Genomic DNA, 14,807 nt, shown 5'->3' on the forward strand with positions numbered 1-14,807 from the left:
TCGACTGGGAGCGCCGCCACGACGACGGCGCGATGCGCAACGGCCTCGACGGATGCATCCGTCTGGTCAACGCCGTCCTGCCGGCGGATTGACGACCCCGTCATCGCCGACCCTCACGCTCAGGCGACGGCGGTCAGGCCGCTGCGGGCGAAATGCGGAGCGACGTCCGAGGCGAAGCGATGCATCATCTCCAGCATCTCCGCCTGACTCTGACCGAAACCGCCGCTCAGGATGACCTCGTCGATGCCGGCCTCTTCATAGGCGCCGAGCCGGTCGACCAACTCGCCCGGCGGGCAGACGAGGACGTTGCGGGTCAGTTCCTCGATCGTCTGCTTGCGCGGCAGGGCCTCGATCAGGCCGTTGCGCACGGTGCCGGGGCCGGAGAAGACGTTGTCGAAGCGCTTGTAATAGTCATGGATCAGAGCGATGCACCGCTTCGCATCTGCCTCGTCGCGCGCCGCATAGGCGACGCGTTGCAGCGACAGCCGGCTGCCCCTGCCCTTTTCGCCGGCCGCCGCCTTGCCGCGTTTGAAGGCATCGACCTGTTCCAGCAGCACGGAATGGGATTCCTGCAACGGCGTGGTCTGTACGCTGAGGCCGCGGCTGGCGGCGCTGTAGATCGCCTCCGGCGCCATGGCGGCGACCATCATCGGGATCGGCCGTACCGGGCGCGGCATGACCGTGATCGGCTCGAAGCGGTAGTATTTGCCGTCCCAGGAAACCTCTTCCCGCGACAGCAGCGCGCAGAGCACGTCGAAGGATTCGTCGAATTTCTGCCGCGTCTCGGCAATCGGCGTGCCGAGGCGGTCCACCTCATAGGCAAAGGCGCCGCGCCCGACCCCAAGCGTCAACCGTCCCTTGCACAGGATATCCGCCTGGACCACCTCGCCGGCAAAAACCCGCATGTCCCGGATCGGCAGGACGACGATGGCCGTCGCGATCTCCACCCGGCTGGTCAGCGCCGCGATCTTCACCGCCAGTTGCAGCGGCGAGGGCACCAGCAGGACGTTGACCAGATGATGCTCGGGGATCGAGACGGACCGGAAGCCGAGACGGTCGGCCAGCACCGCCTGCTCGACCATGTCGCTATAAAGCCGCTCACCCCCGTATTCCTTCGTGGGCAGGTAACTTGTCAGGAAATAATTGAAATCCACGGGAGCAATTCCTCGTCGCATGTCTTGAGGGCAGCATTGCCCGGCCGGCAGCCGGACAATGTCAATGTCATGATTTCACGTTATTTTTCCGTCCAGGCCTTGACGCGATCGGCATGGGCCGCCACCCATTCCTTGGCCACCGCCGCCGGTTCCTTCTTCTCGATGGTCATGGCGTAGATCCAGGCGCCGACATCCTCCGGTTCGATGGCCACCCGTTTCAGGAAGGCGGCGATATCGGGCGCCCGCTGCTCCAGCGATGTGGAATAGGCGATGTAGATCGGCTGCGGCGGGGTGGCGCAGGTGATGCGGCTTTTCGTCAGCCAGTCAGGCGATTCCTTCGGGTCGACATAATTGTAGCAGCCGTCGGCCTTGTATTCCGGCGTGCCCTTCTTGCTGTCCATCGCAAAACCGTCGAAGGGAGGCTCCTGGAGTTGTACCAGGTCGTAGGCCTGGTGCAGGGCTTCGGGCTTCCAGTAATAGAACAGCAACCCGCCCTCCTTCTTCGCCTCAACGCTGGCAAGCTGGGTTTTCAGCAAGGCGTCGGAGGCGACGATGGGATCGTAGAGCGCTTCCAGCCCGTAGCTGACGCCCTTGATGCGATAGATATTGGTGACGCCCCAGCCCGGCGCACCGGGCCAGTAGTCGCCGCGACCGTCGCCGTTGATGTCGAACAGGGCGGCGATCTCCGGCTTCTTCAGATCCTCGATCGATTTGATGTTATGCTTCTCGGCGAAGAAGCGAGGGATGTAGAAGCCATCGGTCGCGTTGTAGGGCTTGGCATTGAGCCGAACCTTGCCCTCGCCGGTCACGAAACGGTCGATATTGCTTTGCTGTGCGCCGGACCAGACTGCCGGATGCACGTCGACGGAGCCGTCGCCCTTGGCCATCGCCGCGAAGACGGCCGTCTGGTCGGCGGCGATCAGGCCGACATCTGCGCCATAGGTGGTGGTCAGAATTTCGGAGAGAACCGCATTCACCGCCCGCGGCTCGTCCCAAGTCAGGTCGGCCAGCACGATCTTCTCACCGGCGCTGGCAGCCGATTGCAACAATGTCAGCCCGGCGGTCATCGCCAGCGCGCGGATCCATGTTTTCATCTGCATTGTAAATTTCCCCTGTTCTATGGAAGTGATTGTCAAGCGCCGCCCTTGCGGCCGCTGCCCGCGAGGCGATCGAACAGCACGGCGCAGAAGACGATGCCGAGGCCGGCGAGAATGCCCTCGCCATACTGGACGTTCTGCAGCGCGAAGAGCACGTTGTAGCCAAGCCCGCCGCCGCCGATCAGCGCCGCGACCACCACCATCGACAGGCACATCATGATCGTCTGGTTGATCCCGGTGCGGATGGAAGGCAGCGCCAGCGGCAGTTCCGCCTTGAGCAGGGTCTGCAACGGCGTCGCCCCATGGGCCTGCATCGCCTCGCGGACGTGCAGCGGCACCTGCTCGATGCCGAGGCATGTCAGGCGGACGAGCGGCGGCAGCGCGAAGATCACCGTGGCGATCAACGCCGGCGGCTTGCCGATGGAGAAGAAGGCCACGGCCGGCAGCAGGTAGACGAAGCTCGGCATCGTCTGCATCAGGTCGAGGACCGGCGAGGCGATGGCGCGGCTCACCGGGCTTTTCGCCAGCAGGATGCCGACGGGAATGCCGATGACGAGGCAGACGCATAAGGAGGCCAGCACCAGCGCGGAGGTCTGCAATGCCTCCGCCCAATATCCGAACAGGCCGAGATAACCGAGCGCCGCCCAGACCACCGCGAGCAGCATCGGGCCGCCGCGTTTCCAGGCGGCGAAGCCGATCACGGCAAACAGCACCGGCCAGGGCGTCAGCGTCAGGATCGCCTCCAGGCCCTTGAGCAGCGACAGGAGCCCGCGCGTCACAACGCGGAAGAAACCGTCGCCCTGCACGGTGAGATAACCGACCGCCGCGTCGATGGCGGTCGCGGCGCTCACCCGCAGGGCCTGCGAGGCCGGAAAGCCGGAGAGCGAGGCCGCAAACGACCCCGTGCCGTTGGCCGCCGCGACGACGGCAAGCGTGAAGAGATAGAGCAGCGCCTCTAGCCATGGCCGGCGCGCGGCCACGAGACCGCGCCGCGCGGAGCGCCGCCCGGCGGCAAGCCGGCCGAAGGCGACGGCAAGAAGGCGCGACAGGCCGAGAAGCACAAACGCCTGGGCAACCAGCCCTGTTGTCGCCAGCCAGACGGCGATACCGTCGCTCAGCAGATAGAAGGCAAGGCCGCGCCGCGTCGCCTGCGAAAACGACAGCGGGCCGACCAGCAGGTCGAAGGACTGAAGCGGCTGGTTTCGGCGGGCGGTTTCCGACGCCGGTGTTTTCGCAGCGATGGTCGTCGCCCCGGCTGGCTGAAAGGTCATGCGCAGGTCTCCTTCTGTCGCTCGCCGCGCCCGCGCATGGCGAGGAGGATTTCCCGCGCCCCGACCGCGCCGACGACGGTTGCGCCCTCGACGATGGCGATCGGGCTGCCGCTTTCGGTTTGCAATTCGATGAGCCGGTCGAGCCGGGTGTCGCGCCCGGCGACCGGCCATCCCATGGGGGTGTCGATGGCGTAGCGGGCGGGCGACACCATGATGCGCTGGGCATCGACGAAATGGACCGGCGAGATGCCCTCGACGAACTGGGCGACATAATCGTTCACCGGCGCCAGCACGATCTCGGCCGGCGTGCCGGTCTGCACGATCCGTCCATCACGCATGATGGCGATGCGGTCGCCGATGCGGATGGCCTCGTCGAGATCATGGGTGATGAACAGCGCGGTCTTACCGAGCGTCTTGACCAGCCGCCGGAATTCGTCCTGCAACTGCTTGCGGATCAGCGGATCGAGGGCGCTGAAGGGTTCGTCCATCAGCAGGATATCGGCATCGGCGGCGAGCGCTCGCGCCAGACCGACACGCTGCTGCATGCCGCCCGACAACTCGCGCGGAAAACGATCCTCCCAGCCCGAAAGGCCGACGATGGCAAGCGCCCGCCGCACGGCGGCATCGGCAGCCGCCTCGGTTTCACCGCGCAGTTCCAGCGGCAGGCGGGTGTTTTCCTCCACCGTGCGGTGCGGCAGAAGCGCGACGTTCTGGAACACCATTCCGATCCGGCGGGCGCGAAGATCGCGAAGCGCCCTGGCATCAAGGGCGTTGATCGAGCGCTCGTCGATCAGGATATCGCCCGAGGTCGCCTCGATCAGGCGATTGACGTGGCGGATCAGCGTCGATTTCCCGGAGCCCGACAGGCCCATGATGCAGAAGACTTCGCTCGGATAGACGTCGAAGCTCGCGCCGTTCACGGCGACGACGCAGCCATGGTCGCGGCGGGCGCGCTCGCCATCGATCCTGCCGGCCCGGAGGTCGTCCAGGATGCGCTCGACGGTCGGACGATGCCCGAACACCTTCCAGACATCGCGGCAGGAAACGACGGGTTTCGACAGCCCGGCGGCAGGAGACGTCTCGAAGTGCATCTTGGGTACCGCGTTCATTCGACCTCACCGATGACAGGAAGCAGGGCGCCGGCGCGCTCCGCGCATGTCGCCTCGATCCCGCCTCCGGCATCGGCCGGCGGGTCGGATACGACGATCGTCTTCAAGCTTTCGCGCCGTCCCGAGATGCGGGGCGATCTCCCCGCCACGACGACAGGAAAAAATTGACAGAATGCAACAATCGTGTAAATCAAATTATTATGGCAATAATATTCGGATTTTTCGAATTTTAGCCATGACGGGAAGATAGGAGCCGATGAACCTTTCGCATGTGCAGACATTTCTCGTCGTGGTGGAAACCGGCAACCTCAACAAGGCCGCCGCCAAGCTCCATGTGACGCAATCGACCGTGACGGCGCGCATCAACGCCCTGGAGGACATGCTCGGCCAGAAGCTGCTGCGGCGCATCAAGTCGGGCGCCGAACTGACGGCGACCGGCTCCAAATTCGTCAAGCACGCGCAAATCCTCGTCCAGGTCTGGAATCAGGCGCGCCACGACACCTCGCTGCCGCGCGGCTTCGACGACGTCTGCAACTTCGGCTGCACAGATCCCTTGTGGAGCGGCGCGGGCGAGTTCTGGCTCAACATGATCCGCTCCGACTGCCCCTCTGTCGCGGTCAATGTCGAAAGCGGCAGCGAGGCGGACATGCGCCCCTGGATCGCGAATTCGATGGTCGATATCGCCATCGCCTATGAGCCGTTGCCGGCGACGGGCTTTTCGATCAGCCCGCTGTTCGAGGACGTCTTCATCGAGGTGGCGACCGTCGAGCGCGACCTGATGCGCTGGGATCCGATGTATGTCTATGTCGATTACGGCGAGGAATTCCGCCGCTGGCATGCCGAGGCCTTCCCCGTCGACGACACCGCCGTCGTGACCTTCACCAACGGCGTCTTCGCCCTGAACCACATCCTCAGATGGGGCGGCTCGGCCTACCTGCCCTATCGGATCGCCCGGGAGCCAATGGAGGCCGGGCGGCTGTTCGAGGTGAAGGCGGCGCCGCGTTTCCGGCGCACCGCTTACCTGGTTCGCAATACGATCCGCACGGCCGGCTGGCCATGGTTCGACGGCGTGCATGCGCGCTTCCAGCAGGCAATAGCCGACCTCGCGCCGGAGTCGCGCTGAGCGCCGGCAAGGCGCCTATAGCCGCCTGGAACTGACCACCGCCTAAGGCGGCGCAACCGGCACAAACCCGCAAACAACAACAGCCGCATGCGCCGCCGCGCTTTACGGGGCCGATGGTCATTGCCAGAAAAGGAACGACTCGTGGACTTCGAACTTCAATTCTCCATTTTTCCTCTACGAAAAGCATGCTCGCCTTCGGATTTTCCGGCCAGAAGCGCCACCGATGATCGCGATTTGCATCGACCTGCTCGGAAAATCGAATTGTGCAAAACGATCCGCAAGCATTCATCCCCCATATAACTTGACAACCATATACATGTTTTGCGATTGCCATCTCTGTATCCGACATGTGGACCGATAACGGCGAACAGGGGGCTAAAGGGGTCGGTGGGCGCAATGAACGCTGCGGCGGACGGCATCAGAGACGATCTCATGGCGCTTTATCTGCGCCAATGGCGTGTGTTGCGTGCACAATTGCGCAAGCGCACCGGTTCGGACGAGCTTGCCGACGATGCGCTGCAGGAAACCTGGATCCGGGTCGCCAATCTCGGCGAGCCGCCGGCGATCCGGGATCGCCATGCCTTTCTGATGCGCATCGCCGCCAATATCGCCATCGATCTCATCCGCCGCGAGCGGCGCCATCAGAACCGCTGTGTCGATGACGAGGGTATTCTGGCCTCCATCGAGGATCTGGCGCCATCGCCGGAAACCGTCCTCATCGACCGGCAGCGGCTCGGTGCGCTGGTCAGGGCGCTGATGCAGCTTGACGAAAAGCCGCGCGCCGCGCTGCTGATGAGCCGCTGCGACGGGCTTTCCCACCGCGAGATCGCCGGGCGGCTCGCCGTTTCCGAAAGCATGGTCGCAAAGTATCTGGCGCAATCGCTGCGCCATTGCCGCGATGTCTTTCGGGCGCTTTCGGAATAATATCGACGGCCGGGCTGCAAGTTCCGCCTTCCCGTTTCGTCCTGTAAGATGACGAACTGCAACGCCCCGCCTGGAACGCCCGCATGACTTCTTCCGAACGGATCGACGAAGCCTTGAGCGACAAGGCGATTGAATGGGTGGTGCTGCTGCATTCCGGCCACGAGACGCCAGCCGACCATGAGGCTTTCGCCCGCTGGCGCGCGATCGACCGCCGGCACGAGATGGCCGCGCGCGAGGCCGAGGCGATCTGGCAGGGCATCGGCGCCGCCGGCCGCACGATCCGCGGCGACGCCCGCGGCAAGAGCCGGGCGAGGATGACCCGCCGCGCCGTGCTCGGCCTGGGGGCGGTCGGCCTGGTCGGCGGCGGCCTCGTGCAGTCCGGCCTGGTGCGGCTGACCCTCCTTTCGGACTATGCGACCGGCATCGGCGAATGGAAGACCATCGCCCTTTCCGACGGATCGACCGTACAGCTCAATGCCCGCTCCGCCCTTTCGGTCGGCTTCGACCGGACGCGGCGGCTGGTGTCGCTGACCGAGGGACAGGCCGCTTTTTCGGTCGCCGACGATCCGGCAAGACCGTTTCTGGTCTCGGCCGCCGGCGGGCAGACCATGGCCGCCGGCAGCCAGTTCGACGTCGATATCCGCCCCGATGACGTGGCCGTCACCATCCTGCATGGCGATGTCTCGGTCAGCGCCGAGGCTGCCGGGCGCGCCGTCACCGCGACGACCAACCAACGCATCCTCTACGATGGAAGGGGCGGGCTGACCAAGGTGGCGGATGTCGATGCCGACACCGAAACGGCCTGGCGGCGCGGCAAGCTGGTCTTCAACGATCGCCGCCTGACCGATGTCGTCGCCGAGGTCGAGCGCTACCGCTACGGCAGGATCGTTCTCGTCGGCGCCGCGCTGCGGCGCCTTTCCGTGTCAGGCGTCTTCGATCTCACCGATCCGCAATCGGTGCTGACCACCATTCGCCAGACATTGCCGGTGCGCGTGACCGAATTGCCGTTGGTCACGATCATCCGCAGCGCCTGATAGGCAAGTGATATCAATCCACTACAAAAATCTTGAAAATTCTCTTCATCTTTCGCTGCAAGATCGCCGGCTTGGCTTCGTCTAACCGATAGAAGCTGCCGGACCCGACCCGTCCGGCCAGGACAGTCACGGTCGAAGAGGCGTTGCATGAAGAAAGTTGAAACGGGGCGCGGGGCAAGGCCCGCAACGGTGCTGATGGCCTCGGTCGCGGTGGCGGCGTTGCTGGTCATGGCACAGGCGCCGGCGATGGCGCAGGATGCGGCAGGCCGATCATCCCGGGTGACGGCCTACAGCATTCCGGCGCAGCCGCTCGGTTCGGCGCTCACCAGTTTTGCCGATCGCGCCGGCCTCAAGCTGCTGTTTCCAGCCCAACTGGTGGCCGGACGCCAGAGCGGCGGGCTTTCCGGCCGGCTGAGCCCCGAGCAGGCATTGCATAGACTGCTGGCTGGAACCGGCCTGACCTACCGCTTCACCAGCGCATCGACGGTGACGATCGCCGGCCAGCCGGCGAGCGGATCGGCGGATATCGGCAATGCCACCACACTCGCGCCGATCATCGTGCAGGGCGGACAGGAAAATGCGCTCGGGCCGGTCGACGGCATCGTCGCCACACAGAGCGCGACCGGCACCAAGACGGCGACGCCGCTCATCGAAACGCCGCAATCCGTTTCTGTCGTCTCGGCGCAGCAGGTGCGCGACCAAGCGGCGAAAGGCGTCGGCGAAGCGCTGCGCTACTCGCCGGGCGTGGTCGCCGAGGAATATGGCGGCACCGACTCGCGCATCGACCGCTTCATGGTGCGCGGTTTTGCCGACAGCAATCCCTATCTCGACGGCCTGACCACCAACACCTATTACACGCTGCTGTCGGCGAAACTCGAAACCTATGGCCTGGAGCGCATCGAGGTGCTGAGCGGCCCGGCGTCCTCGCTGTACGGCGCCAACACGCCGGGCGGCCTCGTCAGCGCGGTCAGCAAGCGGCCGACCGAGACGCCGCTGCATGAATTCCAGCTTCAGGTGGAATCGCCGAAGGGCGTTTCCGGCGCCTTCGATCTGGGCGGACCGCTGACCGATGACGGCACCCTGCTTTATCGCCTGACGGGTGTCGCGCGCGCCGCCGATACCCAGGTCGATTCGGTCGATACCCGCAACTACTATCTTGCTCCCGCCTTCACCTGGAAGCCGGACGAGGACACCACCCTGACAGTCCTGCCGAAATTCCAGCGTTCGGACGACGGCGTGCTGGTCCAGAACCTGCCGGCGCTCGGAACCCTCTACGACGCTTCCTTCGGCAAAATCCCCACCGATCTGTTCATCGGCGAGCCCGATTTCAACACGATCGCCCGCTCCAGCCAGTCGATCGGCTATGCCTTCGAACATCGCTTCGACGACGTCTGGACCGTCCGCCAGAACCTGCGGTATTCGAACACCGGCACCCATATCGAGCAGATCGGCACTGCCGGCTATCTTCCGGGTACGACCGAACTCGACCGCTGGACGCTTGGCGCCGATGCCAGCCTGCATGACTTTGCCGTCGATACGCAGGTGGAGGCGAAATTCGACACCGGCCCCGTGGATCACACTCTTCTCGCCGGCATCGATCATATGCGCTCGCACAGCCGCTGGTACGAGCGCGACGGCACGGCCTCGCCGCTCGACGTGCTGAACCCCGTCTATGGCCAGCCTTTCACGGTTCCTGACGTCGACTTCGCCACCGAGGACCACCTGCGCCAGACCGGCGTCTATGTGCAGGATCAGATGCGTTTCGACAATTGGCGGATTTCCGGGGCGCTGCGCTACGACTGGGCCTTAACGCGCGACGCCGACCTGCTGGCCGAGGACGGCACCGGCGTGGAAAACAGCGACCGCCACCTGACGGGCCGCGTCGGCGTGCTGTACCTGTTCGACAACGGCTTTGCCCCCTATGCCAGCTACGCGACCTCCTTCAAGCCGACGCCCGGCCTCAACGCGACCACCGGCGAAGCTCTGAAGCCGACGACCGGCGAGCAATATGAAATCGGTCTGAAATACCAGCCGCCCGGCTCCGACAGCTATTTCACCGCGTCGCTCTATACGATCGACCAGGAGAACGTGACCTCCACCAATCCCGGCCCGCCGGCCACCCAGACGCAGACCGGCGGCGTGCGTATGCGCGGCATGGAGCTTTCCGGCGTCGCCGATCTCGACAACGGCCTGAAGCTGATTGCCAACTATTCGCTGAATGCCGGCGAGATCACCAGGGACGAGGACGAGACCATTCGCGGCAATCGTCCCAAGGACGTTCCCCGCCACATGGCCAATCTCTGGCTCGACAAGACCATCGAGACGGGAGCTGCGGAAGGTCTCGGTTTCGGCGCCGGCCTGCGCTATGTCGGCGACCGCTACGGCGACAACACCAATACGCTGAAAATTCCGGGCTACGTGCTCATCGATGCCGCCGTGCATTACGACTACAAGGACTGGCGTTTCGCGCTCAACGCCACCAATCTTTTCGACAAGAAATATGTCGGAACCTGCGACGGCGACACTTTCTGCTATTATGGCGAGCGTCGCGCCGTCGTCGGGACGATTTCGGTGAAGTGGTGAGCCAGGCGGCCCCTGCAGGCCTTCGCAACATCGCGCGCCGGCAGTTTCTGTCCGGCGCCGCGGCGGCCATGGCCCTGCGGCCCCACCCGGCGAAGGCCGCCGGTCCGCGGCTGGTATCCTTAAGCTGGGCCGTCAGCGAGACTCTGTATGCCATGGGCGTCGCGCCGGTCGCGGCGGCGGAAACCGCGCTCTATGATTCCGTCGTCCGGCAGCCCGAAACGCCGGCCTCGACCGTCGACATCGGCCTGCAGGGCGCGCCGAACCTCGAATATCTGGCGCAATTGTCGCCCGATATCGTCATCATCCAGTCCTGGCAGGACAATCTGCGGCCGGCGCTGGAGCGATGCGCCGATGTCGAGACGGTCGATATCTATACCGGCGCGGGCGATGCCTTCGCCCATGCCCGCGACGCAGCACGGAAACTGGGAACGATCGCAGCCATGCCGGCAAGGGCGGACGGGCTGGTGCTGCAATGCGACGCCCGGCTGGAGATGCTGCGCCGTCGGCTTCGGCCCGGGGCGAATACCGCCTGCCTCCTCGTCCAGATGATCGATGAAACCAACCTCACCGTCTTCACCGCGGGCAGCTTGTTCGACGGCGCGCTGACCCGGCTGGGCCTGCAAAACGCATGGCCGGGGCCGCCGAGCCTTCTCTGGGGCGGGGCGGTCGTCGGCCTGGAGCAACTGGCGGAGCATCCGGATGCCACGCTAATCCTGATCGATTCTCCCGGCCTTTCGCCCGATGAAACCCTGACCGGCAGCCCGCTCTGGCAGGCATTGCCCCCCGTGCGGGCGGGCAGAAGCCATCGCCTTGCCTCGCTCTGGGGCTTCGGCGGACTACCGACGGCGCTGCGCTTTGCCGAAGCCTTGACCAATGCCATCGCCTGACAATCTGGCACCCCTTGAAAACGGCGGAAGGCGCCAGCTTCCAATCGCCCTGTCCGCGACCGCCGCTGCGGTGGTTGTCGCGCTGCTGCTGACCGCGTTCAATCTGGATGCGGCCTTTCCCGGCCTTGCCTGGCGCGCGCTCGTGCGACATGCCGGGATGGGCGAACTGCCAGCGGTGATCGCCCTTTACAGCGCTCTGCCCAGGATCGCCGTCGCCCTGCTCTGCGGCATGGGGCTGGCGCTGTCGGGAACGCTGTTCCAGCAGATCCTGCGCAATCCCCTTGCCGAACCCTCGACGCTCGGCGTTTCCTCCGGCGCCTATCTGGCGGTGGTGGCATCCGCGATTTTCTGGCCCGGCCTGCTGCTCGCCGGCAAGTTCGCGATTGCGATTGCCGGAGCCGGCACAGCGATTGCGCTGGTTCTCGCCGCCTCCTGGCGGCAGGCGCTTTCGCCGGTCGCGGTGTCGCTTGCCGGCATGACGCTCAATCTGGTCTTCGGTTCGCTCGCCTCGATTCTCGTGACCTTCCATCGCGATGGTTTCGTTTCGCTGTCCTTCTGGGGATCCGGCAGCCTGCGCCAGAACGACTGGAGCGTCACCGGCTGGCTCGCGCTCGGCATGCTGCCTGCGCTTCTGGCCCTCGTCCCCTCCGCCCGCGCCCTCACGCTGTTCAACCTGAAGGACGAGGCGGCCTCCAGCCTGGGGGCCGATATCCGCCGCCTGCGGCTGATCGGCCTGGGGCTCGCCACCTGGCTGGCGGCCGTCATCGTGGCCGGCATCGGCATGATCGGCTTCATCGGCCTTGCCGCCCCGTGGCTGGCGCGCCGGCTCGGCGCGGCCGGCCTGGCAAACCGGTTATGGCTGTCGGCACTCTTCGGCGCCGCTCTTTTGCTCCTCGCAGACCAGACCCTGATCGCGCTCGGGCCGTTCGCCCACGCCCTGCCCGCCGGCGCCTTCACGGCATGTCTCGGCGCGCCGCTGCTGTTCTGGCTGCTGCGCAAGCCGCTCCCGATGGCGATGCCGCCGGCCGGCACGCCGGCAAGCATGGCGACTGGAGGACATCGGGCTCGAACCACCCTGCTCATGATCGGCATCGGGCTCATCATCGCCCTCTCCGCGACCGTCACCGCCGATGCCGGCGGCTGGCGCCTGCCCGATATGCGGGAGTTCGCCACCGCGTTTCCCTGGCGCTGGCCGCGCATCGTCGGCGCCGGCGCCGGCGGCGCGGCACTTGCCCTTGCCGGCGCCATCCTGCAGCGCATGACAGGAAATGCCATGGCGAGCCCGGAAGCGCTCGGAATTTCCAGCGGCACGCTTATCGGGGCGGCACTCGCCCTGTTCGTCCTGCCGGCTGGCTTCGCCGCCGGCCCCATGCTCGGCGGGATCGCCGGGGCAGCGGCGGCATTCGGCCTGATCGTATCGATCGGCCGCCGTTCCGGCCTGTCGTCGAACCGGATGCTGCTGGTCGGCATCGGCTTCGGCTCCGTCCTCAGTGCCGTCTCCGGCCTGCTGGCGCTGCTGCCCGATCCACGGCTGCAAAGCCTGCAGACCTGGATGCTCGGCTCGACCAGCCTCGTCTCACCCGACGCGGCGCTTCTGACGCTTGCCGGCACCTGCGCCGGCCTTGTCGCCGCCCTCCTGACCGCCCGCTGGCTGGATATCCTGCCACTCGGCGGCGCGGCAAGCCTCTCTCTCGGCATCGCCCTGCCGGCCCGCCTTTGTCTACTGCTCCTGACCTGCGCGCTCTCGGCCATCGCCAGCCTGACCATCGGCCCCTTAAGCTTCGTCGGCCTGATGGCGCCGCACATGGTCCGCGCCATGGGCATGCGCCATGCGCGCGCCCATCTCAAACTCTCGGCCCTGCTCGGCTGCGGCATCATGATCCTTGCCGACGCCGCCGGCCGCCTGCTGGTCTTTCCCTACGAAATCCCCGCCGGCCTCCTCGCCTCCCTGGCCGGCGGCCCCTATCTGATATGGGCATTCCGGCATCGCTGAAAACTTGCAGCAGGCTCGCGAGAACTTAGCGCGCTCTCCTGACCGGAAACATGTCTTCTCCGTAGTGATGAAGTCTCGTGTGGTGCCGGCGGCACAGCCACCGCACTTTCAAAGGGTCGTCATATTGATCGTGATGGGCATCCACCGCTTCGAGACCGCAGACCTCGCATGGCTGCTTTTCCAACTCGCCGGCCTTCACGGCTCGCTGCACGGCAAGGTGGGCATCATATTTGACCGGATTGGCGCGACGCCAGTTGGCCTGGCGGGTATCGGTTTTCAGCATGGCGGGCGTCCTGGCCTGTAAACGCAAAGCTCTGTTCCGGGATATACACCCTCGCCAAAGAACATCAATGGGCCCGCCGAAGGAACGCGGCCGCCATCCTGTTGCACCGTCGAGGTAAGCATAAGCGAGACTCGGTGTCGCTTTTTCTCGACATGGGATTGAGATCAGGCGCCCCGAAGCCGGCGCTGGAGCGCTTTTGTCTGAAGCATAATCTTGTCGATCTCGTTTCACTCCGGTCGGATTATGCTCTAGAACCAACCCTTGAGTTTGAACCACACCAAGGGAATGACGGTGCTCAGGATGATGACAGCCCAGGCATAGGGGTAGCCCCAGGCCCAGTCATATTCAGGCATGAACTTGAAGTTCATGCCATAGATCCCGGCGACCAGCGTGGGCGGAATACCGGCGATGGAGACGATCGTCAGGACCTTGATCACATCATTCTGGACGATGCCGATCAGCCCGACGAGAGCGTCGAGAACGAACTGGACCTTGTTTGCGAGCTGCTCTTCATACTCGGTCAGCGAATGAATGTCCTGATGCAGGCTGGCAATGGCGGATTTCGGCGCTTCCGTAAACCAGACACCGCAGTTTTGCTCGACATAGGCGACGACCCGCGCCAGACCCTGTATGCCGTCTCGAACCTCCGACAGTCTGTCGCCGAGCCGGCCAACCTGGCGAAGCTGCACCCGCAAAAGCCTGTTGGAACGAGCCGCATGCCGGCCGCGCGTATCTTCGGCTTGAAATGTGTCGACGGCCAGGACATTCAGTTCCCCGGCCAGGTGTTCGAGGATGTCTGCGACCCGGTCTACGATCTCTTCGCAGAGAAGAACAAAGACATCGAGGCTCGATTTCGGCGCTTCCCGCCCCGACGCAAACTTGTCGGCAACGGCGTCGAAGGTGGCCAGCGCCATGAATCGAACCGTGATCAGCTGATCGCGCGACAGGACAAACCCCAACGGCGGCGTCACCTGGCTTTGTTCAGGATGCATCGCGGCGGATGGCGTACTCATATACAGGACGCCATGTTCGTTCCTGAGGCGACGCGAAGCCTGGATTTCGCTGAGCGCTCCCACGGATGGGAGCACCGCGCCGGTCATTTTCTCGATGTGCGCGACCTCATCGGCGCTGGGATCGAAAACGTCTATCCATAGCGGCGGCTTGGTTCCCCCTGCTCCCTTCCCGCCCGTCCGGTCGCTGTCGGCTGGATAGAAACGCAGCATTGTCAATCACTCCCAAACTTATCCCGTCATTTTCCATATCGGCCGCCAGGACCGGCCGGCATGTTCGCGGCCGCCTTGGCCGGCTGTCTGGGGAGGACGAATACATGACTATGTTGGCGCGGAGCT

Annotated in this window: 12 protein-coding genes; 6 read left to right on the plus strand and 6 right to left on the minus strand. The window is 65.0% G+C overall.

Annotated features, from left to right (window positions below):
- Positions 1-119: 119 nt before the first annotated feature.
- The 4 genes from P7F60_RS27535 to P7F60_RS27550 all read right to left on the minus strand — a co-directional run bounded on the left by P7F60_RS27535 (position 120) and on the right by P7F60_RS27550 (position 4,631).
- A complete protein-coding gene (locus P7F60_RS27535) occupies positions 120-1,154 on the minus strand; it encodes an LLM class flavin-dependent oxidoreductase (RefSeq protein ID WP_277920800.1) in 1,035 nt (344 codons plus the stop codon).
- A gap of 80 nt (positions 1,155-1,234) precedes the next feature.
- Positions 1,235-2,254, minus strand: a complete 1,020-nt coding sequence (locus P7F60_RS27540) for a glycine betaine ABC transporter substrate-binding protein (protein ID WP_277920801.1) — start codon at positions 2,252-2,254, stop codon at positions 1,235-1,237.
- A 32-nt stretch (positions 2,255-2,286) separates the two neighbouring features.
- Positions 2,287-3,522 carry an ABC transporter permease subunit gene (locus tag P7F60_RS27545; RefSeq protein WP_277920802.1) on the minus strand — a complete coding sequence of 412 codons (1,236 nt, stop codon included), beginning with the start codon at positions 3,520-3,522 and terminating at the stop codon, positions 2,287-2,289.
- Entirely contained in the window at positions 3,519-4,631 is a 1,113-nt protein-coding gene (locus tag P7F60_RS27550; RefSeq protein WP_277920803.1) for a betaine/proline/choline family ABC transporter ATP-binding protein, read from the minus strand. Before P7F60_RS27550 ends, P7F60_RS27545 begins: the two co-directional genes overlap by 4 nt.
- Before the next feature lie 256 nt (positions 4,632-4,887).
- On the opposite strand from P7F60_RS27550, the gene P7F60_RS27555 reads away from it, so the two are divergent.
- From P7F60_RS27555 to fhuB, 6 genes are all read left to right on the plus strand, one after another.
- On the plus strand, positions 4,888-5,754 hold the full coding sequence (locus P7F60_RS27555; RefSeq protein ID WP_277920804.1) for a LysR family transcriptional regulator: 867 nt from the start codon (positions 4,888-4,890) through the stop codon (positions 5,752-5,754).
- A 396-nt stretch (positions 5,755-6,150) separates the two neighbouring features.
- Positions 6,151-6,678 carry an RNA polymerase sigma factor gene (locus tag P7F60_RS27560; RefSeq protein ID WP_277920805.1) on the plus strand — a complete coding sequence of 176 codons (528 nt, stop codon included), beginning with the start codon at positions 6,151-6,153 and terminating at the stop codon, positions 6,676-6,678.
- 83 nt (positions 6,679-6,761) lie between these two features.
- Entirely contained in the window at positions 6,762-7,712 is a 951-nt protein-coding gene (locus tag P7F60_RS27565; protein WP_277920806.1) for a FecR family protein, read from the plus strand.
- Between the two features lie 147 nt (positions 7,713-7,859).
- Entirely contained in the window at positions 7,860-10,295 is a 2,436-nt protein-coding gene (locus tag P7F60_RS27570; RefSeq protein ID WP_277920807.1) for a TonB-dependent siderophore receptor, read from the plus strand.
- A complete protein-coding gene (locus P7F60_RS27575) occupies positions 10,292-11,182 on the plus strand; it encodes an ABC transporter substrate-binding protein (protein WP_277920808.1) in 891 nt (296 codons plus the stop codon). Before P7F60_RS27570 ends, P7F60_RS27575 begins: the two co-directional genes overlap by 4 nt.
- Complete coding sequence (fhuB, locus tag P7F60_RS27580) at positions 11,169-13,175, plus strand: Fe(3+)-hydroxamate ABC transporter permease FhuB (RefSeq protein WP_277920809.1); 2,007 nt, start codon at positions 11,169-11,171, stop codon at positions 13,173-13,175. The genes P7F60_RS27575 and fhuB overlap by 14 nt, the downstream gene beginning before the upstream one ends.
- 25 nt (positions 13,176-13,200) lie before the next feature.
- On the opposite strand, the gene P7F60_RS27585 is transcribed toward fhuB, so the two are convergent.
- Together P7F60_RS27585 and P7F60_RS27590 are read right to left on the minus strand one after the other, a co-directional pair.
- The gene (locus P7F60_RS27585) at positions 13,201-13,458 is read right to left on the minus strand and encodes a hypothetical protein (RefSeq protein WP_277920810.1); all 258 of its coding nucleotides are present in this window, start codon (positions 13,456-13,458) and stop codon (positions 13,201-13,203) included.
- Positions 13,459-13,706: 248 nt separating this feature from the next.
- Positions 13,707-14,681: a magnesium transporter CorA family protein gene (locus P7F60_RS27590; protein WP_277920811.1), complete on the minus strand. Its 975-nt coding sequence runs from the start codon at positions 14,679-14,681 to the stop codon at positions 13,707-13,709.
- Positions 14,682-14,807: the final 126 nt, after the last annotated feature.

The organism is Rhizobium sp. YJ-22 (genome assembly GCF_029601685.1).
Taxonomy (GTDB): domain Bacteria; phylum Pseudomonadota; class Alphaproteobacteria; order Rhizobiales; family Rhizobiaceae; genus Metarhizobium.

Bases quoted from the DNA above. Each gene is read 5' to 3' on its own strand.
- P7F60_RS27585 (WP_277920810.1), bottom strand. From the start codon at position 13,458: ATGCTGAAAACCGATACCCGCCAGGCCAACTGGCGTCGCGCCAATCCG.
- P7F60_RS27550 (WP_277920803.1), bottom strand. From the start codon at position 4,631: ATGAACGCGGTACCCAAGATGCACTTCGAGACGTCTCCTGCCGCCGGG.
- P7F60_RS27540 (WP_277920801.1), bottom strand. From the start codon at position 2,254: ATGCAGATGAAAACATGGATCCGCGCGCTGGCGATGACCGCCGGGCTG.
- P7F60_RS27545 (WP_277920802.1), bottom strand. From the start codon at position 3,522: ATGACCTTTCAGCCAGCCGGGGCGACGACCATCGCTGCGAAAACACCG.
- fhuB (WP_277920809.1), top strand. From the start codon at position 11,169: ATGCCATCGCCTGACAATCTGGCACCCCTTGAAAACGGCGGAAGGCGC.
- P7F60_RS27555 (WP_277920804.1), top strand. From the start codon at position 4,888: ATGAACCTTTCGCATGTGCAGACATTTCTCGTCGTGGTGGAAACCGGC.
- P7F60_RS27570 (WP_277920807.1), top strand. From the start codon at position 7,860: ATGAAGAAAGTTGAAACGGGGCGCGGGGCAAGGCCCGCAACGGTGCTG.
- P7F60_RS27590 (WP_277920811.1), bottom strand. From the start codon at position 14,681: ATGCTGCGTTTCTATCCAGCCGACAGCGACCGGACGGGCGGGAAGGGA.
- P7F60_RS27560 (WP_277920805.1), top strand. From the start codon at position 6,151: ATGAACGCTGCGGCGGACGGCATCAGAGACGATCTCATGGCGCTTTAT.
- P7F60_RS27565 (WP_277920806.1), top strand. From the start codon at position 6,762: ATGACTTCTTCCGAACGGATCGACGAAGCCTTGAGCGACAAGGCGATT.